The sequence below is a fragment of the Pseudoduganella sp. LjRoot289 genome (assembly GCF_964252925.1).
Classification (GTDB): Bacteria; Pseudomonadota; Gammaproteobacteria; order Burkholderiales; family Burkholderiaceae_D; genus Rugamonas.
In genome coordinates this window covers 55,279-74,435 of record NZ_CAXUPN020000002.1, presented here as the reverse complement: position 1 = coordinate 74,435, position 19,157 = coordinate 55,279, and the positions used below count along the sequence as shown (strand labels likewise).

General features: G+C 67.0%; 15 protein-coding genes. 6 read left to right on the top strand and 9 right to left on the bottom strand.

All coding sequences use genetic code 11. The annotated features are described in order from the left end of the window. Positions 1-5: 5 nt before the first annotated feature. The 3 genes from ACSQ8Y_RS28635 to ACSQ8Y_RS28625 form a co-directional block, all read right to left on the bottom strand. Positions 6-509: a DUF6702 family protein gene (locus ACSQ8Y_RS28635; RefSeq protein ID WP_436269977.1), complete on the bottom strand. Its 504-nt coding sequence runs from the start codon at positions 507-509 to the stop codon at positions 6-8. Then, positions 506-2,890 (bottom strand): M1 family metallopeptidase, encoded by a 2,385-nt coding sequence (locus tag ACSQ8Y_RS28630; RefSeq protein ID WP_436269976.1) that lies wholly within the window; start codon positions 2,888-2,890, stop codon positions 506-508. Before ACSQ8Y_RS28630 ends, ACSQ8Y_RS28635 begins: the two co-directional genes overlap by 4 nt. Positions 2,891-3,009: 119 nt before the next feature. Then, entirely contained in the window at positions 3,010-3,486 is a 477-nt protein-coding gene (locus ACSQ8Y_RS28625; RefSeq protein WP_436269975.1) for a MarR family winged helix-turn-helix transcriptional regulator, read from the bottom strand. A 136-nt stretch (positions 3,487-3,622) separates the two neighbouring features. Between ACSQ8Y_RS28625 and ACSQ8Y_RS28620 the strand changes: the two genes are divergently transcribed. The 3 genes from ACSQ8Y_RS28620 to ACSQ8Y_RS28610 all read left to right on the top strand — a co-directional run bounded on the left by ACSQ8Y_RS28620 (position 3,623) and on the right by ACSQ8Y_RS28610 (position 7,193). Beyond that, a complete protein-coding gene (locus ACSQ8Y_RS28620; RefSeq protein WP_436269974.1) occupies positions 3,623-3,904 on the top strand; it encodes a hypothetical protein in 282 nt (93 codons plus the stop codon). A 72-nt stretch (positions 3,905-3,976) separates the two neighbouring features. Then, on the top strand, positions 3,977-5,074 hold the full coding sequence (locus tag ACSQ8Y_RS28615) for an HD-GYP domain-containing protein (RefSeq protein WP_436269973.1): 1,098 nt from the start codon (positions 3,977-3,979) through the stop codon (positions 5,072-5,074). Between the two features lie 94 nt (positions 5,075-5,168). After that, a complete protein-coding gene (locus ACSQ8Y_RS28610) occupies positions 5,169-7,193 on the top strand; it encodes a CHASE domain-containing protein (protein WP_436269972.1) in 2,025 nt (674 codons plus the stop codon). Between the two features lie 104 nt (positions 7,194-7,297). On the opposite strand, the gene ACSQ8Y_RS28605 is transcribed toward ACSQ8Y_RS28610, so the two are convergent. Beyond that, positions 7,298-8,113, bottom strand: coding sequence for a sugar phosphate isomerase/epimerase (locus ACSQ8Y_RS28605; RefSeq protein ID WP_436269971.1), 816 nt, complete (start codon positions 8,111-8,113; stop codon positions 7,298-7,300). Between the two features lies 1 nt (position 8,114). After that, the gene (locus ACSQ8Y_RS28600) at positions 8,115-8,954 is read right to left on the bottom strand and encodes a phytanoyl-CoA dioxygenase family protein (protein ID WP_436269970.1); all 840 of its coding nucleotides are present in this window, start codon (positions 8,952-8,954) and stop codon (positions 8,115-8,117) included. 107 nt (positions 8,955-9,061) lie between these two features. Here ACSQ8Y_RS28600 and ACSQ8Y_RS28595 point away from each other — a divergent pair, with 107 nt between their 5' ends. Continuing rightward, entirely contained in the window at positions 9,062-9,967 is a 906-nt protein-coding gene (locus ACSQ8Y_RS28595; protein WP_436269969.1) for a LysR substrate-binding domain-containing protein, read from the top strand. Between the two features lie 232 nt (positions 9,968-10,199). Here ACSQ8Y_RS28595 and ACSQ8Y_RS28590 read toward each other — a convergent pair whose 3' ends face one another. Together ACSQ8Y_RS28590 and ACSQ8Y_RS28585 are read right to left on the bottom strand one after the other, a co-directional pair. Then, entirely contained in the window at positions 10,200-13,799 is a 3,600-nt protein-coding gene (locus ACSQ8Y_RS28590) for an ATP-binding protein (RefSeq protein WP_436269968.1), read from the bottom strand. 40 nt (positions 13,800-13,839) lie between these two features. Next, a complete protein-coding gene (locus ACSQ8Y_RS28585; RefSeq protein ID WP_436269967.1) occupies positions 13,840-14,868 on the bottom strand; it encodes a hypothetical protein in 1,029 nt (342 codons plus the stop codon). Positions 14,869-15,019: 151 nt separating this feature from the next. On the opposite strand from ACSQ8Y_RS28585, the gene ACSQ8Y_RS28580 reads away from it, so the two are divergent. Further along, positions 15,020-15,475 (top strand): hypothetical protein, encoded by a 456-nt coding sequence (locus ACSQ8Y_RS28580; RefSeq protein ID WP_436269966.1) that lies wholly within the window; start codon positions 15,020-15,022, stop codon positions 15,473-15,475. A 21-nt stretch (positions 15,476-15,496) separates the two neighbouring features. Here the strand turns inward: ACSQ8Y_RS28580 and ACSQ8Y_RS28575 are convergent, their stop codons facing one another. Then, the gene (locus tag ACSQ8Y_RS28575; RefSeq protein ID WP_436269965.1) at positions 15,497-16,999 is read right to left on the bottom strand and encodes a choice-of-anchor X domain-containing protein; all 1,503 of its coding nucleotides are present in this window, start codon (positions 16,997-16,999) and stop codon (positions 15,497-15,499) included. Next, entirely contained in the window at positions 16,996-18,309 is a 1,314-nt protein-coding gene (locus ACSQ8Y_RS28570) for a hypothetical protein (RefSeq protein WP_436269964.1), read from the bottom strand. Before ACSQ8Y_RS28570 ends, ACSQ8Y_RS28575 begins: the two co-directional genes overlap by 4 nt. A 213-nt stretch (positions 18,310-18,522) precedes the next feature. Between ACSQ8Y_RS28570 and ACSQ8Y_RS28565 the strand changes: the two genes are divergently transcribed. Then, a complete protein-coding gene (locus ACSQ8Y_RS28565) occupies positions 18,523-19,005 on the top strand; it encodes a cache domain-containing protein (protein ID WP_436269963.1) in 483 nt (160 codons plus the stop codon). Positions 19,006-19,157 lie beyond the last annotated feature (152 nt).

Sequence of the window (19,157 nt, the reverse complement as noted above, 5' to 3'; positions counted from 1 at the left end):
ATCGCCTAAGGCAGCGCGCGTTCCGGCGTGGCGGCGGAGAACTCGAGCGATTGCGCGGCGGGGCCGGACGGGGTGGCGCCGAGGTTGACGGTGTTCCGTTGCGAAGGGATGAAATCGGCCAGCACTGCGTGGTGCAGCACCGCGCCCGATGGCAGCGCCATCCCTGGAAGCTCCTGGTAGACGGTGACCTGGGCGGCGTCGGCCTTCAGGCCGACCCATTGCAGCGGCAGGCGGCGCCCGCCGGCGGTGATGTAAAACTGCTTGTCGAGGTAGCGCCGGAAAACCGCCTGGTCTTCCGGCTGCCCCAGGTCGAACCGGCGGTGGTGCAGACTGCCCAGCAAGGCTTCGACATCGTGCGCGGTATAGGTGTGGATCACTTCCGTGGCGCCGGTGTTGGCGTTGTAGCTGATGTCGGTGATGCCCATGTGGTAGTTGTGGGCGTGCGCCGCCGCGTTGCCGAACAGCAGCGCGGCGGCCAGGAGCAAGCTTAGTCCGCTGCGCGCCATCATTTCCCGGCCTCGTCCTTGATGTCGCCCGCCTCGGTCTTCGCGTCCTTGGCTTTCAGCGGCGTGTTGAAGTCCTTCATCATGTCGTCGCGCTGCTCGGACTTGAACAGCTCCACGCGCGACGGCGTCACCTTGCGCGGCCAGGAATTGTTGCCGGTGTCGATGTCGGCGGTTTCCCAGTACGGGTCCTGCGTCAGGCCCACCATGGGCTCGTCGGTGACGATGAGCTTGGTGATCTTCTTCGGCGAATAACGCCACACTTCGGCCGGCACGCGCTCGATGTATTTCTTGCCGCCCTTTAGTTCTATCTCCAGCACCAGCGGCATCACCAGCCCGCCGACGTTGGAGAGGTCCACCAGGTACAGGTGCTTGCCCTGTTCCAGCAGCTGCTTCTCCCACGGCTCGAGCTTCCCGACCGCCTCCGCGTAGCTGTTGCGGTCCTTGTTGGTGACGGTGTAGTCGTCATGCTCGTTGTAGAAGTCCTTCAGCTCGGGGTGCGCCTCGGTGCGGCGCGCCATGCCCTTGTTCATCCGGTCCGTCACCGACTCCGGCTCGCCCGCCTTCTGCGCCTTCTTCCAGGCCTTCTCGGTCTCCGGATTCTTGCTGCTCACGCCGATCTCGCTGATGCCGTCCACGCTGATGTCGACCGCGTCGGTGGTGTAGAACCAGCCGCGCCAGAACCAGTCCAGGTCCGTGCCCGAGGCATCTTCCATGGTGCGGAAGAAGTCGGCCGGGGTGGGGCGCTTGAATTTCCAGCGCCGCCCGTATTCGCGGAAGGCGTGGTCGAACAGCTCGCGCCCCAGGATGGTTTCGCGCAGGATGTTGAGCGCGGTGGCCGGCTTGGCGTAGGCGTTGTTACCGAACTGCAGCAGCGACTCCGAGTTCGTCATGATGGGCACCTGGTTGCGGCTGCGCATGTAGTCGACGATGGCGCGCGGTTCGCCGCGCGACTGCGGATAGTGCTCCTCCCACGCCTGCTCGGCCAGGTACTGCACGAAGGTGTTCAGGCCCTCGTCCATCCAGGTCCACTGGCGCTCGTCGGAATTGACGATCATCGGGAAGTAGTTGTGGCCCACCTCGTGGATCACCACGCCGATCAGGCCGTACTTGGCGCGCTTGGAGTAGGTGAGCTCGCCGGTCTTCTTGTCCTTGGTCGGGCGCGGGCCGTTGAAGGAGATCATCGGGTATTCCATGCCGCCGACCGGGCCGTTGACCGAGATCGCGGTCGGATACGGATAGTCGAAACTGTACTTGTTGTACTGCTCGATGGTGTGCACGATGGCCTGCGTGGAGTACTTCTCCCACAGCGGATTGCCTTCCTTCGGATAGTAGGACATGGCCATCACATTGGTGCCGCCCTTTTTGTAGCCTTGCGCGTCCCAGATGAATTTGCGGCTCGACGCCCACGCGAAGTCGCGCACGTTGTTCGCCTTGAAGCGCCAGGTCTTGGTGGCGCCGCTGACCGACTTTTCGGCCGCCTCGGCTTCGGCCTGGGTCACGATGAGCACCGGCTTGTCGCTGCCGCGGGCGCGCGCCAGGCGCTCGCGCTGGGCAGCGCTGAGCACCTGCTCGGGATTGAGCAGCTCACCCGTGCTGGCCACCACGTGGTCGGCCGGCACGGTCAGGCTGACGTCGTAGTCGCCGAATTCGAGCGTGAATTCCCCCGAGCCGATGAACTGCTTGTGCTGCCAGCCCGCCACGTCGTAATAGGCCGCCATGCGCGGGAACCACTGCGCCACTTCGAACAGCGCGTTCTTGTCCTGTTCGAAGACCTCGTAGCCCGAGCGTCCGCCCAGCACCTTCTGCTCGTTGATGTTGTACTGCCAGTCGAGGGCGAAGCTGAACTTTTCGCCCGGCTTGAGCGGCGCCGGCAGGTCGATCCGCATCATGGTCTGGTTGATGGTGTAGGCCAGCGGCTGGCCGGCGGCCGTTTTCACCGCGCCGATCCGGAAGCCGCCGTCGAACTCGCGCCCGGCCAGGATGCCGCGCATGCCTTCGAACTTCATGCCCTCGTCCTGCCCCTTGGCCTTGGCCCAGGCCTCGCGCGAGGGCGCGGTGAGCATGCGGCGCGCGGCCGAGTCCGGCTTGTAGATGTTCTGGTCCAGCTGCAGCCACAGGTAGTGCAGGGTGTCTGGCGAATTGTTGTGGTAGGTGATCTGGCCGCTGGCGCTGATGGCGCGTTTGGCTTCGTCCAGGGTGGCGCGCAGCGTGTAGTCGGCGCGCTGCTGCCAGTAGGCGTGGCCGGGGGCGCCGGAGGCGGTGCGGTAGGGCGTCGCGGTCGGCAGCAGCTCGTCGAGCTGGCGGAACTTGTCGTCGAAGGCATCGGCTGCGTGGGCCGACAGGGAAATGCACAGGGCTGCAATGCTGATCGGCATACGCATCATGTTCCGCTTCCTCTTGTGGAAAAAGTTAAGCGGCAATTCTAAACCGGGCTATTTGGCAACAACTAATTTCATTTGTAAATTAGTTGATACATTGCAGGAAGGCATTCGGGCTTCCTTCGTCAGGCATTCTTCATCAGGCTGTCGCGCAGCTCGTTGAGCTGCTCCTTCATGCCCACCACTTGCTCGAGCGTGCAGTTGGTGGCGCCCAGGATTTCCGGCGGCAGCTTGGCCGCCTCGTGGCGCAGCGCGTCGCCGTGCGGGCTCAGCGCGATGATGACCTGGCGTTCGTCGCGCGGGCAGCGCGTGCGCGTGAGCAGCTCGGCCTGCTCCATGCGCTTGAGCAAGGGCGTCAGCGTGGCCGAGTCAAGGAACAGGCGCTCGCCCAGCTCGGAGACGGTCTGCTCGTTGCGCTCCCACAGCACCATCATCACCAGGTACTGCGAATAGGTCAGCCCCAGCTTGCGCAGCAGCTTGCGGTACAGCTTGTTCATCGCCAGCGAGGTCGAATACAGCGCGAAGCACAACTGGGCGTCCAGGCGCGGAACCTGGCGCAGCGGATCGCCGGCGGCGGCGGTGGGGGGAGTGGTAGTGTCCATGCCGACAGTATAGATAGTGCGCTATTCAATTGCAAGCGATAGCGCGATTTTGGTGCAAGTTTCGCTTGTCAGACGGGGCCGATATGGCTATCGTTAGAGATGCCCGCTCCCCAGAAAGCGGCAGGGGATATCTGCAATGAAACGGACACCGGACTTGCGGGGCAACGCCCCCTCTTTGCTGTTGGTGGAGCTCGATCCGCTGACGGTGGTCGACGGCGAACGCTGCGACGACACCTATCTTGCCAGCGACGTCGCCGCCGTCGGCAGCATGCGCGAATTCTGCCCGGCCTGCCGCCAGGGCCAGCTGCAGCTGGTGCCGCGCCAGGACAATGTGCGCATCGCCCACCTGTTCTGCTACCACTGCACGCGCTGTTTCGGCGCCCTGTTCGAGGACGGCACCCCGGCCCTGTGCGAATAGGCCGGCGCGCTTGCGCCGGGCGCCCTGCTGCCTGCTATGATGCTGTCTGGTAAGTAATCAGGGACGCAGTTCATGAGCGAAAACAACAAGGCCATCCTCCTGATCGCCGACGCGGTGCCGGGCAACCTGCTGTGGCTGAACGGCCTGCTGCAAGACCATTACGAGATCAAGCTGGCCGGCGACGGCCGCGCTGCGCTGCGCATCGCCCAGCAATTGCCGCGCCCCGACCTGATCCTGCTCGACGCCGCCCTGCCCGAACTGGACGGCTATGCCGTGTGCGCCCAGCTCAAACGCGACCCCGACACCGCCGGCCTGCCGCTGCTGCTGCTCGTGCCGCCGGGCGACCCGGAGCAGGAGCAGCGCGGCCACGGCGCCGGCGCGGCCGACGTCATCGCCCATCCGCTGGTCGCCGAAACCGTGCTGGCGCGCGTGGCCGTGCATCTCCAGCTGAAGCGTTCGGCCGAACTGCTGGCGCACCAGCGCCTGCACCTGGAGGACCTGGTCACCGAGACCACCTTCGAGCTGACCATGATGGTGGACGCGGTGATCTGGGCCCTGGCGACGCTGGCCGAGACGCGCGACCATGAAAGCGCCAACCACATCAACCGGGTGCAGCGCTACGTGGTGGCGCTGGCGCGCCAGTTGCAGCACCACCCGCGCTTCGAGCACGAGCTGAGCAACCGCAACGTCGATTTCCTCTACAAGGCCGCGCCGCTGCACGACATCGGCAAGGTCGGCATCCCGGACGCCATCCTGCTCAAGCCCGGCCGCCTCGACCCGGACGAGTTCGAACAGATGAAGCTGCACACGGTGTACGGCCGCGACGCCATTGCCGGGGTCGAGGAGCGGCTCGGCTTTTCCAACGATTTCCTGCGCTTTGCGCGCGAAATCGCTTATTCCCACCAGGAGAAGTACGACGGCTCCGGCTACCCGCAGGGGCTGGCCGGCGAGGCCATACCGGTCTCCGCGCGCCTGATGGCGGTGGCCGACGTGTACGACGCGCTGATTTCCAAACGGGTGTACAAGCCGGCCTTCACGCACGAGACCGCCATTGAGCTGATCCGCCAGGGCAGCGGCGAGCATTTCGATCCCGACGTGGTCGACGCCATGCTGATGGCCGAGCAGCGTTTCATGGAAATCGCTGCGGAATTCCAGGATCCGGTGCAATAACAGTTGCTTTCAAATACGTAGTTTCCTGCCTATGTTATAGTCGTTCCAGCCCCGCGGCCAAGCTGGACGGCCGCGCCACTCGTCGAGCACATCCATGCATTTGCGCATCCACGGTTACCTGGCGTTCGTAGTCGGTATCTGCATTACCGTCTGGATCTGCCTGTTCGTGGCGGATGCCCAGGAACAGAACCTGCGCGCCAACTTCCAGCGCGACACCGACAAGATCGCGCGCGACACCAGCGTGCGCCTGCAGACCTATTTCGACACCCTGCTCAGCATCAAGGGGGTGTACGCCGTCAACGAGGGCGTCAGCCGGGCAGAATTCTCCCGTTATGTGCGCGAACTGCGCCTGGCCGAGCGCTATCCCGGCTTCCAGGCCATCCAGTTCGTGCGCGCGGTGCAAGACCAGGCCTTGCCAGGCTACGTTGCCGCCGTGCGCGTCGACACCAGCCTGCTGCCCGAGGGCTACCCCCAGTTCGCGGTCCACCCGGTGGCGCTGCGCCAGCAGCACTTCATCATCGAATACAACGAGCCCATGGCCGGCAACGAGAACGCCTTCGGCCTCGACCTGGCCACGCTGGCGCCGCACCGGCGCGCGCTGGAGATGGGGCGCGACAGCGGCGCCATCGTCGCCACCGAGCGCATCACGCTGGTGCAGGACGCCAGCGGCCAGCCCGGCTTCGTGGCGCGCGCGCCGGTCTACCGCCACACCCGGCTCGAGACGGTCGAGCAGCGCCGCGCCGCGCTGATCGGCTTCGTCGCCATCGTATTCCGGGTCAACAACCTGATGCGCGAAGTGATCGACAGCCCGCTGCTGGCCCACATGACGATACAGATCCACGACGGCGGCTACCTGCGCGACGACAACGTGATGCCGCCCTCGGTGGACAACCTGATGTACGACAGCGCGGGCAAGCTGGGCAGCGGCGAGCGCAGCGCGCCGCTGCCCGGGCTGACCGCGCAGGCGACGCTCAGCGTGGGCGAGCGGCGCTGGCATATGCAGTTCGAGGGCCACGCCGGCACGCGCTACAACAGCGGCGCCACGCGGGTGGCGATGATCGCCGCCGCCGGCACCTTGATCAGTGCGCTGATCGCCATGCTGCTGGTGGCCTCGCAGCGCAACCGCGCGCTGGCCGAGCAGCTGCGGCGCGACATCACCGAGCGGCAGAAGGCCGAGGCGGCGCTGGTGCACACCAAGCAGGGCCTGGAGCGCAGCCTGGACGAGCTGGCCACGCAGAAAGCCAACGCCGAGCTGGCGCACCGCGACCTGACCCTGGTGCTGGCCACCCTGAAGCAGGCCCAGACCAATCTGATCACGTCCGAGAAAATGGCCTCGCTGGGGGCGCTGGTGGCCGGCATCGCGCACGAGCTGAACACGCCGATCGGCAACAGTCTGCTGACGGCCACTGCGCTGAGCGACATGGTCAACGAGTTCGAGCAGAAGCTGGGCGACGGCGGCATCAAGAAATCCGCGCTGGACGCGCACCTGCGCGACGCGCGCACGGCCTGCGCCATCATCGCCGGCTCGCTGGGGCGGGCGGCCGAGCTGATCACGTCGTTCAAGCAGGTGGCGGTGGACCAGACCAGCGGCCAGCGGCGCCATTTCCAGCTGGCCGGCGTTGTGCGCGACGTGCTGGCCACCTACGCTGCGCAGCTGCGGCGCGCCAGTTGCGAGGTCGTGCTGGCAGTACCGGAGGCGCTGGAGTTCGATTCCTACCCGGGCAGCGTGAGCCAGGTGCTGAGCAACCTGATCAACAACGCCATGCTGCACGCGTTCGAAGGGCGCAGTAGCGGCACCATCCGTATCCAGGCCGAGGCGCTGGACGGCGAGCGGGTGCAGTTCGAATTCCGGGACGACGGGGTCGGCATGTCGGCGCGCACCCTGCACCAGATCTTCGACCCCTTCTTCACCACCAAGATGGGGCAGGGCGGCTCGGGGCTGGGCATGAACATCGTCTACAACATCGTCACCGGCGTGCTGCGCGGGACCATCGCCATCCAGTCCGAGCCGGGGCAGGGCACCGTCGTGATCCTGGTGCTGCCGCTGGCGGCGCCGGGGCGCGAGGGCGAAGGCGAGGACGAGGCGGTGGCCGACCTGCCGCTGCTGCCGGGCGGCTAGCGCCCGGCCATTCTCGCGCAAGCGGGAATGCATGCCCCGCATGCATTTCCTCCATAGGCGGCATGCCGGCCGGCGCAGCATGGGTCCCCGCGCGCGGACGACAATTAACAGTACCGTGCGCGCAGCAGTTGCAGCATCGCCACGTTCATCTCCCACTGGTCCGTTACCGGTTGCCCCGTGTAGGGCAGGGTCTGCGTGTACGGCGCCGGGCCGAATTCGGGCGTCATGGTCAGCACCGCGGCGCCGGCCGCGCGGCGCAGTTCGACGATGCGGTCCCACCATTGCAGGTGCGCCTTCAGCGCGGCGGCCGCCTCCGGCGCGCGGAAGTCTGCCACCTGCGGTCCCTGTGCATGGCCCACGCGCGCATGGATGTGGCGCACGTGCGACAGGGTGGCCGCCAGCGTTTCCGGCTGGTCCTCCAGCAGCGATTCGCAGGCGCAGCACCAGTGCGACAGGTCCGCCGTCAGCGCCAGTTGCGGCAGCGCCGCCAGGTAGGGCAGCAGCAGCATGGGATGCCCGCTGAAGCGGCTGCGGTGGATTTCGTGCACGATGGCCACGCCGTGTTCACGCGAGACGGCGTCGGCCAGCGCGATCAGTTCCAGGTTTTGCGCCTGGCTGTAAAAATCCTTGCCGGTGTGTGTATTGACCAGCAGCGGGCGCGCCGCGCAGGCCTTGTGCAGCAGCTCGGCCAGCGCCTGCTTGTGCGCGTCGAACTGCGGATGGAACACGGTTTCCCACTGCTGCGCGATCAGGCCCAGGCCGGCGGCGGCGATGCGGCCGGTCCAGTCGCGGCGCGCGTCCGGATCCGCCGGCAGCGACATCTCGATGCCGTCGAAACCGGCCGCCACGACCTTGTCGATGAACACTTGCGGGGCCAGTTCGTTGCTGCCCCAGTGCGGCGCGAAAATCTTGATCTGCATGTCAGATGAACCCTCGCACCGGGAAGGCGGCATCGCGCTGTATCCAGTTCCGCGGCGAGTACGCGGTGCGCGCGTCGGTCGCGTGCAGGGTGTAGGCGTGGCGCGACACGGCGGAGCGGTTCGGTGCGCTGTAGTGCGGCAGCAGGCCGTGGAAGCACACCAGGCTGCCCGCCTTGCACTCCAGCGGCACGGCGGTCGAGTCGTCCGGCCAGGGCGTGGCGTCGAGCTTCTCGACGCGGATGTCGTCGCCGTTGCGCACGAAGCGCTCGCGCAGCGGCGTGCGGTGGCCGCCCGGCTCGGCCCACAGGCAGCCGTTGTCCAGGGTGGCGTCTTCCAGCGCGAACCAGAACGTCGTCACGCTGATCGGCGTGGTGTCGAAATAGGTCGCGTCCTGGTGCCAGCGCACTTCGCCGCCTATGCCCGGCTGCTTGAAGATATACATCGACTGCCACACCTGCGCGTCGGCCAGGCCCAGGTCGCGCGCCACGGCCGCCAGTTTCGGGTCGGCCGAAAAGGCGCGGAATACCGGGTCCAGGTCGTGCATTGCGTGGCCGATCTTGTTGATCGACAGTTCCTTGGCCTGCTTCAGCTGGCCGTCCGGGCCGAGGGCCTCCTCTTCGAAGAAGCAGCGGATGGTGTTGTCCGAGCGCAGGAAATAATCGTCCGCCTTCTTCTCCTGGTCCTTGGTGGTGAATATGCCCTGCGCCACGGTTGGATCGAATTCGTTGACAATCCTGGCGGCGCGTGCGCGCAGGGCGGCGATCTCGTCCAGGCTCTTGAAGCCGGGAACGACGATAAAGCCGTCGCGTTCATATTGTTGTTTTTGTGCTTCGGTCAGCATGGCGGGGCACTCCGTGGGATGGGGATGCGCCATTGTAAGGCTGGCCCGGCGTCACCACAATCGGCGTAACGGTTGACACATTGTCGCCAAATTAAAGACAATGGGGCATGGATCAGCTCAAAGCTATGGAAATATTCGTCGAAGTGGCGCGGCTGCGCAGTTTCAGCGCGGCCGGGCGCAAGCTGGGGCTGACGCGCGCCATGGTCAGCAAGCACATCCTGCAGCTGGAGGACAAATTGCAGGCGCGGCTGCTGCACCGCTCCACGCGCGAAGTGAGCCTGACCGACGTCGGCGAAGCGTATCTGGAGCCGTGCTCGGCCACGGTGGCGCAGGCGCGGGAAGCGGCACTGGTGGTCACTGGCGCCGGCGTCGAGCTGGCCGGACCGCTGCGCATCCAGGCCCCGTCCAGTTTCGGCAGCCTGTGGCTGGCCGACGCGGTCGCGCGTTTCAGCCTGCCGCATCCCCGGCTCACGCCCATGCTGCACGTGGACGACGCGCTGCTCGATCCCATCGAGCACGGCTTCGACCTGACGATACGGGTGGGCGGCATACCCGACAGCCGCGCCCTGTCGCTGCGGCCGCTGGCGCCGTGCAAGGGCGTGCTGTGCGCCAGCCCGGCCTACCTCGACATGGCCGGCACGCCGCGGACGCCCGCGGAGCTGCAGCAGCACCGCTGCCTGCATTTCAGCCACCTGACCGACGGCGCCACCTGGCACTTCAAGCGGGGCGGGCAAAGCACATCGGTGCGCATCAACGCCGCCTTCACGGCCAACAATGGCCTGGTGCTGCACCAGGCCGCGCTGCGCGGGCTCGGCATCGTCTACAGCACCACCTTCCTTGCCAGTGCAGCGCTGCGGGACGGCACCCTGGTCGCGGTGCTGGACGACTGGCAGCTGCCCTTGAATTACCTCAGCGCCCTCTATCCCGCCAGCCGCCGGCCGTCCCCCAAGGTGCGCGCCCTGATCGACTTCCTGGTCGCCGAATACCAGCCCATCCCCCCATGGGACGCCTGAATGTACTGAAAAAATGCACGAATGCAGGCCTGACCCCACCCCTGGGGTCAGGCCTGCATTCGTGCATTTCTATGCGAGGATCGCCGAAGAAAGCCCGTAGTTGCTGGGAATCTAGCCCTGGGGTCAGGCCTGCATTCATGCACACTTGTGCCGTCAGGAAAGTTCCTGGGCCGGGGAATGCACGAACGCAGGCCTGACCCCGGCAGTTCCCCGGCAGTTATAACCCCAGCCGTTAGAGCAGCTCCCAGAGCTGGCGGTGCTCGGCGCGGTCGAGCGTGTGGCGGATGCGGGCCGCCAGCGCCGGGTCGGCGATGGCGATGCGGGCGCTCAAGCGCTCGATGCATACCAGGTCGAGCTCGGCGATGGCTTGCTTGAGCTCGGTGCGCTGCGCCGCCGACAGCGGCGCCAGGTCGGCCGCGCTCACCGGCGCCGACGCGGCGGCGGGCGCGGCCAGCGGCTCGCGCAGGAAATGCAGGCCCAGCTGCAGCTCCAGCATGGCGAACAGCGCGTCCTGCTCCAGGGGCTTGCGCAGGAAGTCGTCGGCGCCGGACTGCAACGCTTCGCGCCGCTCTTCTTCGAAGGCGCTGGCGGTCAGGATCACGATGCGCGGCTGGCGCAGGCCGGCTTGCTGGCGAATCAGCCGCGTCAGCGCCAGGCCGTCCATGCGCGGCATGCGCCAGTCCATCAGCACCAGGTCCGGCTGCAGCTCGGCAATGCGTTCCTGCCCTTCGACGCCGTCGCGCGCTTCGTGCACGGCGAAGCCCAGCGGCGTGAGCAGGCTGCGTAGCAACTGGCGGCCGTCTGCGTTGTCGTCCACCACCAGGATGGTCTTGCCGCGCTCGCTTTCCGGCAGGCTGGCGACCCGCTCGCGCGCCAGCCCCGGCGACAGCACGGCGGCGAGCTGCGCCACCTCCAGCGTGAAGCTGAAGGTCGAGCCTTCACCGGGCGCCGACTGCAGTTGCAAATCGCCGCCCATCAGTTGCACGTATTCGCGGCTGATGGTCAGGCCCAAGCCGGTGCCGCTCTGGCCGCTGCCGTTGGCGGCCTGGACGAAGGGCTGGAAGATGCGGCGCTGGTCGTCCTCGGCGATGCCGGGGCCGGTGTCGGCAACGGCGAAGCGCAGCCGCACCGTGTCGCCGCGGCCGGCGCCGGCGTTGCCGCGCACCGACAGCGTGACCTTCCCCCGCCGCGTGAATTTGACCGCGTTGGACAGCAGATTGAGCAGCACCTGGCGCAGCTTGGCGCCGTCCGCCATGATCACTTGCGGCACGCCCGCGCAGTCCAGCCGCAGCGCGGTGCCGTGCTCGCTTGCGCGCTGGCGCACCATTTCCAGCACCGACTCGAACAAGGTGTCCAAATCGACCGGCGCCAGTTGCAGCTCGCTGCGGCCCGATTCGATCTTGGACAACTCGAGGATGTCGTTGATCAAGGTCAGCAGGTGGTGGCCGGAGCGGTTGATCATGGCCAGCTGTTCTTTTTGCGCGCTACCCGCCGCGGGGTCGTTCTGCAGCAACTGCGAATAGCCGATCACGGCGTTCAGCGGTGTGCGCAATTCGTGGCTCATATTGGACAGGAAGACGCTCTTGGCGCGGTTGGCGGACTCGGCGCGGCTGAGCGCTATCGACAGCTCGGCTGTGCGCTCGCGTACCAGTTCCTCGAGGTGGGCGCGGTGCCGCCGCAGTTCGTCCTCGGCGGCCTTGCGTTCGGTGATGTCCTCGACGCTGCCTTCGATGAAGGCCAGCTGCCCGGTCTCGGGATCGGCCACCGGCCGCGCCACCACGTTGATGTACATTTCCTTGCCGTCGCTGGGGCGGCGCACCAGTACGGCGGCGCGCCGCGAGATGCCGCCGTGCTGCTCGAGCTCGCGCTGCCAGTTGAGGCGCCCGCTGCGGTCAGCGTAGATGTCGAGCACGCTTTGCCGCCCCAGCTCGCTACGGTCCCGCAAGCCCAGCAGGCGCATGCCGGCGTCGTTGAGTTCATCGAGCATGCCGTCGCGCGTGGTGCGGAACAGCGGGATGGGCACGTCCTCGTACAGGTTGCGGTAGCGCCGCTCGCTCTGTTCGAGCTTGCGTTCGCGCTCGGCCAGCTGGCCTGTCATGTTTTGCAACTGCTCGAAGGAGCACTTCAGGTGCTCGGCCATGTGGTTGAAGGAGCGCGACAGTTCGTCCAGCTCGGCCAGCGGACTGCCGGGCACGCGCTGGTCCAGCTGGCCCGCGGCCATCGCCCCGGTGGCGCGCGCGATGCGCCGGATCGGCGCCGTCACCGCCGCCGACAGTATGCTGGCCGCCAACACCGACAGCAGCAGGGCCAGCGCCACCACCATGGCCGACTGGCTATTGCCGGCGCGCACGCCTTCCAGATACCAGGCTTGCGGCGTGGCTGTCAGCAGCAGCCAGTCCTGGCCGTCGGCGCGGTCGCGGTAGGGCGTGGCTTGCATCAGCCAGCGCTCGCGCGACAGCGGTTTGCTGGTGATAACGTCGAAACTCAGTTGCACGGGCGCGTGGACGCCGGCAAAGCTTTCGGCCCGCAGGCGCAAGGCATCCAGCGCGGCCGCCAGCACGGGGTCGGCCATAGGGTAGGCCGCGGCAGCGCCCGGCCCGGCTGCTAATGGGCGGTCGCCAGCGCCGCCGGTGGCCGGCCGGAGCGCTGGCGGAGCCGCAAGGCGGGCCGCTTCAGCGTCGCCGCCGGGCGGCGCGTCCCGGGCCGCAAGAGCGTCCCCTGCGCCCGGCAGCGAACTGGCCAGCAGCCTTCCATGGCGATCGATAATCATGGCGCGGCCGTGCCCGGCCACCGGCAGCGCGCGCAGCAGCGCGGCCAGTTCTTGCCATCGCGGCGCGGCGCCCGCCGCCTGGCGTGCGGCGAGATAGTCGTCCAGCCGCAAATTGATGTTGTCGGCGATTTCGTGGTGCAGGCTGGCGGCCAGCTTGGCCGCGCTATCCTCGGCGCTGCGCAGCGTGAGGAAGGCGGTGGCACCCACCATCACCAGCACCAGCACGATGAAGGGGGCGGCAAGGAAAGCCGGTATCGGCATGCCGGCGCCGGGCGCCGCGCCTTCTCCGGCGGCGCCGCTCCAGCGCCAGCCGCCGTGGCCGAAGCGGCGCTCCTGCACGTGGCGCGGCAGCTCGGCCCAGAACATGCGCGTCCGGCGCGCCAGCGGCAGCGCGGCCAGCATGGCGAACGGGGCGATGATCCAGGTGATGGCGGTGGTGAACACCAGCGCCGGCGTCACGCTGCGGTAGGCCAGCCCGGGCGTGAACTGCGGCGAGGTGATGTAACCCCACAGCAGCGGCTCGATGGCCATGAAGACGGGCACGAACAGCGCGTACCAGCCCCAGGTGCCGGCACGGCGGAAATCGGGGTCGCGCCCGATCAGCTGATGCGCCAGCCAGAAGCAGGCCGGATTGATGAAGTAGCCGAACAGCCAGTCGGCCAGGAAGGCCGGCGGCACGCCCTCGACCAGGTCGGACAGGCCGTAGGCGAACGGCGCCGCCAGCAGCGCCGGGTAGCCGAACAGCACGATGCACAGGAACACCGACAAGTCCTTCAGCGATTCGAAGGTCTGCGCGCCCGGCACCAGCACGATGGCCGAGCCGAGGTAGCCGGTGATGAAGATGATGGCGAAGGTGAAGATGGCCGCGATCATGGCGCGGCTGTTCCAGCTCTGGCGCGTGCGCCCCAGGCCCCAGTGTCCGCCGGGCCGGAAAGTGATGCCGCCGTAGGCGCACAGCATCAGCGCGAAACCGACCAGGTAGCCCAGCCGGCCCCATACCTCCAGCAGGCCGAGCGGGATTTGTTGGAACAGCGATTCGAGCAGGTCTATGACCGCGTGCATGCGTTCTTTCCAGTGGGGCGGTCAACGTTCGATGGCCAGGCTACACCTGCCACGCACCGTCTTTGTACACGGTTTCCTGGTCGAGGTAAACCGCCTCGGTGACGGCGAACACGTCCACGTGGTAGCGCGCGTCCTTGCGCTTGAACTGCGGCTTCTGGTACTGGCCGTGCTTGGCGCCCAGCGACAAATGGATGCCGCACATGCGCTCGAAGGTGCCGATGTCGTCGACCAGCCGGCTGCGCGAGAATGCGCGGTTCATGCCGAAGCCCAGTTCGCGCAGCCACACCTCGCCCTCGTGCGCGCGGATGATGGCCAGCATATCGTCGAATTCGGGCGTCGAATCGATGGCGCCGGTGACGCGGCCGCGCTCGACGATCATGGTGATCGGCTTGGGCGGGTGGTTGACGTGGAAGGACGTGTCGCCGAAAACGAACACGCGCACGCGGCCGTTCACGGCTTCCAGGTCCTGCGCTTCGGTGAACACTTCGCCGATGGGGAACTGGCCGCCGACGTTGCTCATGCCGCTGTAGTCGCCGATGTTGAGCTTGGCGGGCTCGAGCGGCGAGCCGAAGCGCAGCAGCGCGCCGTCGCCGCTGTCCACGGTGGCGCTGCGCGCGGCGTCGATGCGCGCCTTCAGCGCCCGGCCCACGCCGCGGTAATAGGCCGGGTCGTAGGCCAGCGCGGCAATGTAGTGCAGGCCCTGTTCGCCCGGCATGCGCGACAGGTGGACGTGCTCGATCACCTTCAAGCCGCGCTTGAACAGTTCGATGCGGATGCGGAAGGCCTCCAGGCGGAAGCTGGTGGTCTGGATCAGCACCACCAGGTCGTCCCGGCCCAGTTCGGCGAACGCGGCCAGCACCGCCTCCGGCGCCACGGTGTCGAAATCGATGAAGCTGCCGCCGGGCAGCGCGCTGCAGTAGGCGGCGGTGAGCGCCTCGTTCAGTTCGCTGCGCCGGTCGTACACCACCAGCGCCTTGTGCGGCGGCGCGTATTCGATGGCCATGGCCAGCAGGTCGCGCACGTTGCGCGCGGCCGTCCCGACGGCGTCGGGGGAGGATAATTGTGTCATTTTTCTATCAAAAAACGTGCTGATTGGAAGCTCGAGCATTATATGCCCTGCATATTTCTTGTACAGCGCAAGGGACGGGGGTAGAATCGTCGCAATATAGCCGGACGGCAACTTTACAGATCCGGCGTCACACCAAGGCCAGGAGGCAGCGATGAGCTCAGTTAAGGGTATGGATTTGCCGCTGCATCGGCCCGACGATGCGGATGCGCGGGCGGCGTTGTTCGTGCCCACGGTCGGCATCAAGGACGAGGTGCTGCAAACCGTGCGCAAGGGCGCGGCCATCGTCGGCTTCGGCAATCACGACCGCACGCTGACGATCTATTACGAGAGCAACCGATTCTCGGAACCGGCTTTGGCGAAGTGGGAGCAGAAGGCGCGCAAGTGCTATGAGCGCCTGGCGGAGAATCTACCGACCACCAACAAGATGATCAGCAAGCCGGAGAACTTCGAGCAGGTCGGCTACATCAACAGCAAGGGCATCACCATCCGGCGCATGGAAGTGCTGCACCGCTGGCTGGCATACTCGGATGCGATGGACAGCGCGCCGGGCGCCGAAGCGGTCGCTTTCGCACCGCCGCCGCCGCCCAAGAAGATCGTCGCCGAGTAGCCGTCGCTGGACATTGCGCGATCACACCACCGTGATCGTGGCCTGCGCCTTGAGCGGGCAGGGCAGCGTCGGATCGAAGGTGATCTCGATGGCGCTGGCGACGAAGAAGCCGCCGATGTGCTGCGCCGCGATTTCCGGCGGCGTGCCCGGTTTCGTCAAATTCACGTCCTGCGCGAACAGGAATATGCGCCACACCCCGTACACCGACTGGCCGAACTTGAGCAGCAGCCGATAGGCCAGCTCCAGGCTCAGGCTGCCCGCGTACACGCCGTCGTTGGCGCCGGGATCGAAGCCCAGGCCGTCGTCGGTCAGCGGCACCACGAAATTCAAGCCCTGCGGCGCCTGGAAGATGGCGAAGGAATACAGGTCGGTGCCGTGGAACAGGCTGCCGTCCTCGCGGTGGAATTTGCCGCGCACCCACAAGGGACTGAAGGCCTGGACCTGCGGCGGCGTCTCCACGTCCACCGCGCCGGCGGTGTGGATGTTGGTTTGCGTCTCGGTGACGTTGTAGCTGTACGTGGCGTCCGTGGTGAAGCGCTGGTAGGTCCAGCTGACGTCGGTGGCGTAGGGCACGCCGGCGTTGGGCGGCTCCAGCATGGTCCATTCGGCTACAACGCGCTCGCCCACGGTCAGTTCGCCGGCGGCCGGCGGCGTCGCTTCCTGGCCGCGCCAGAACGGATCGGCCGCGTCCGAGCAGGCCACGGCGATGGCTACCGAGGCGATCGCCGACGCGACGCCCGCCACCGTGTATTCCGGTTCGCCCGAGGCGGCGCCGTCCAGCGAGCAGCATGTCACGCTGGGGTCGGTTTCCTCGACGCTGCCGCCGACGCTGAAGTTGGCCGCCCCCGCCCCCAGCGCCGCCGCGATGATGGCCACCAGCGCCGCGATGATGGCGATGATGATGGCCAGTATCTTCCACCACGGGTCGGCGAAGGGCAGTTCGCCGTGCACGCCGGCGAAGGGCGGGTTGGGCGTCCAGACCATGGTCAGTCCGGTTGGCACGATGGGACCGCCGCCCGGAGGGCAAACGCATTCCTTGCCGTCCGGCCCGGTCTGGCCCCAGCGCTTGCCGGGCAGGTGGCCCTTCAGGCCGGACACCGTCAGCGTGCCTTCCTGCACGGTGCAGGTGTAGCTGTTGCTGACGGCGTCGAACCGCGTCTGGGACACGAAGATCTGCTGGATGGAGCGGCGCGAGGTGTGGCCGTCGGCGCGCGCCAGGATGCTCACCAGCGGCTTGCCGGGGTTGGCATGCTGGAAGTTGGCGTCCCACATCACCTGCATGGCGGCGCCGGCCGGGATGCTGGCGAAAAAGAAACTGCGCGCCACCGGCGCGATGCCGGGATCGCCCACGCTTTCCAGCCACACGGTGACGTTGCTCAGTGCGCTGGAGGACATATTGGTAATGTGGGCGGCAATGCGCAGATGGTAAATGGCGTTGTCGAAGATGCCGTCCGGCAGCATGATGTTGGTCACCGGCTCGACGGCGAAGGGGCGTGTCAGCACCTGGAGTGGGGTAGCGCTCATTTTCTGTCTCCTTCATGCGGCCGGACCACGACGTAGCTGACGCCGCCGACCACTTTGCCTTGATTGCGTTCGACCACGTGTACCAGCTGGTACTGGCCGGGCTCCAGGCCGTCGTTGCTGAAGGCGGCGTAGACCGCTGCCGCCGTGCCGCGCCGCACATGCAGGCGCACTTGCTGGCCATGCCGGCCGCGCCCGCTGTAGTCCGCGCCTTCCAGCGCGCCGCTGTCGATGGCGCCGGTACCGGCCGCGCCGCTGCCGATGGCGCTGCCCATAGCGCCGCTTCCGCTGCCGCCTTCGCCGCTGCCGCTGCCGCTGCCGCTGCCGCCTTCGCCGCTGCCGCTGCCGCCTTCGCCGCTGCCGCTGCCGCCTTCGCCGCTGCCGCTGCCGCCGCCACTGTTGTCGCTACCGCCGCCTTCACCGCCCAGGCTGCCCTGGTCGGCCGGTCCGCCAACCGCGCCGAGGTCGTCCTCGACCACGCCGGGTTCCTTGGCCAGCGTCTCGTCGCCCCCCACTTCCGAGCCCGCGGCGTAGGTCTTGGCCACGCTTACCTGCAGCACCTGTTCCGAGCCGGCCGGGTAGCCGCCGCCCTGTTGCTGGGTATCACCGCCGCCGTGCTGGCCATGGCCACCGCCATGTCCCCACCCATGCCTGCCGCCGCACAGCGGCTCCAGGCTCAACTCCACCTGCACCGCGCGCCGGGGCGCCTGCCGCAACTGCATTTTTTGCAAGCCCAGCAGCGCCAGTTGCCGCTCGTCCAGGTCCCCGCCGAACTCCACCGTCAGCACCGCCTCCTTGTCCTGCCGGGGCAGCGCGCGCACGCTGATCACCGTGTTGCTGGCCAGCATGCTGGCCAGCAACACGGTGATGTTGCGCTGCGCGATCTGGTCGTGCGCCGGCGGGTCGAACACATAGCCGTTCGGCAGCGGATCGGGAATCGGGCTGCTGTCGTTCGGCCCGTGCGCCACGGCCAGCAGGCATTCATGGCCGCCATTGACGACGACCGGCATCCAGGGCACCAGGCACAGCACGTCCTGCCCGGCCGGGTCGGTGTCGAGGTCGACAAAGGCAGAGCCGACAGCCGTGGCGCTGCCGACGACGACCTGGGCGCTCGGGTCGGCCCAGTAAAAATCGATGCGGGTGCCGTTGGCGGTGCTGTTGCCGGAATTCACGGCATGGGCCCAGATGTAGGCCGGCTGGCCGGCCACGGGCGTGCCGGGCGCCGCGTTCGGGTCGGCGCCGGGGACCACCCAGATGTCGGTGCTGGCCCACCAGTATGGCGAGCCATCGCGGATGATGATGTGAGCAGGCATGGCAGTCCTTTCGGAAACGGCGCGGGCAGACCCCGCAGGAAGACCCTGTATCCAGCTTATGCCGCTGCCGTCCGGGCAATTTGATGCAAATCAGACGCTGGCGTCGGGTTTGCGCAACCCGCTTGCGGAAGTCATAGTGTTGCTATATGGCATATGCTAAATTGGCTGGCGGGCGGCAACGATCTGCCCGCAAGACATCCATTGGAGAGAGACATGATGAAGAATGCATTTCAGCTGTTGTTCGCAGGCTTGCTGGCGCTGACCCTGGGCCGCGCCGCCATGGCGCAGGACGCCGCCCATCGCGGCACCGCCGACGAGGCCGTGGCCATGGTGAAGAAAGCCGGCGCCTACATGGATAAAAATGGCCGCGACAAGGCGGTCGCCGCCTTCAACGACCCCAAGGGGGAATTCACCAAAGGCGACTTGTATGTCTTTATGATAGGCATCAACGGCGACCAGCAGGGCGTGGCGCTGGCGCACGGCCAGAACGCGAAAATGGTCGGCAAGAACCTGATCGAACTGAACGCCGGCGGCGTGTTTCCGATCAAGGAATTCCTGAAGGTGGCCGCCAGCCCGGCTGGCAAGGGCTGGGTCTCCTACAAGTGGCCGAACTCCGTCAGCAAGAACATGGAAGACAAGTCGACTTACGTCGAGAAATTCGGCGATGTGCTGATAGGCGTCGGCATCTACAAATAGTTCCGCCGGAAAGCCAGACGTACCGCAATGCGCCCCTCTGAAAAGGGGCGTATTTTTTTGTCTATGCCCTGCCCGAACGGGAGGGCGCTGCGTTATGATGCAAAGAACAACTTGAGCTCGCCAAGGCCGAGCCCAGGTTCCGCAAGCGGATC

Coding starts and splice junctions, on each gene's coding strand:
- ACSQ8Y_RS28565 (WP_436269963.1), top strand. CDS start 18,523: ATGATGAAGAATGCATTTCAGCTGTTGTTCGCAGGCTTGCTGGCGCTG.
- ACSQ8Y_RS28615 (WP_436269973.1), top strand. CDS start 3,977: ATGAGCGAAAACAACAAGGCCATCCTCCTGATCGCCGACGCGGTGCCG.
- ACSQ8Y_RS28585 (WP_436269967.1), bottom strand. CDS start 14,868: ATGACACAATTATCCTCCCCCGACGCCGTCGGGACGGCCGCGCGCAAC.
- ACSQ8Y_RS28570 (WP_436269964.1), bottom strand. CDS start 18,309: ATGCCTGCTCACATCATCATCCGCGATGGCTCGCCATACTGGTGGGCC.
- ACSQ8Y_RS28595 (WP_436269969.1), top strand. CDS start 9,062: ATGGATCAGCTCAAAGCTATGGAAATATTCGTCGAAGTGGCGCGGCTG.
- ACSQ8Y_RS28580 (WP_436269966.1), top strand. CDS start 15,020: ATGAGCTCAGTTAAGGGTATGGATTTGCCGCTGCATCGGCCCGACGAT.
- ACSQ8Y_RS28590 (WP_436269968.1), bottom strand. CDS start 13,799: ATGCACGCGGTCATAGACCTGCTCGAATCGCTGTTCCAACAAATCCCG.
- ACSQ8Y_RS28605 (WP_436269971.1), bottom strand. CDS start 8,113: ATGCAGATCAAGATTTTCGCGCCGCACTGGGGCAGCAACGAACTGGCC.
- ACSQ8Y_RS28625 (WP_436269975.1), bottom strand. CDS start 3,486: ATGGACACTACCACTCCCCCCACCGCCGCCGCCGGCGATCCGCTGCGC.
- ACSQ8Y_RS28610 (WP_436269972.1), top strand. CDS start 5,169: ATGCATTTGCGCATCCACGGTTACCTGGCGTTCGTAGTCGGTATCTGC.
- ACSQ8Y_RS28600 (WP_436269970.1), bottom strand. CDS start 8,954: ATGCTGACCGAAGCACAAAAACAACAATATGAACGCGACGGCTTTATC.
- ACSQ8Y_RS28635 (WP_436269977.1), bottom strand. CDS start 509: ATGATGGCGCGCAGCGGACTAAGCTTGCTCCTGGCCGCCGCGCTGCTG.
- ACSQ8Y_RS28620 (WP_436269974.1), top strand. CDS start 3,623: ATGAAACGGACACCGGACTTGCGGGGCAACGCCCCCTCTTTGCTGTTG.
- ACSQ8Y_RS28630 (WP_436269976.1), bottom strand. CDS start 2,890: ATGATGCGTATGCCGATCAGCATTGCAGCCCTGTGCATTTCCCTGTCG.
- ACSQ8Y_RS28575 (WP_436269965.1), bottom strand. CDS start 16,999: ATGAGCGCTACCCCACTCCAGGTGCTGACACGCCCCTTCGCCGTCGAG.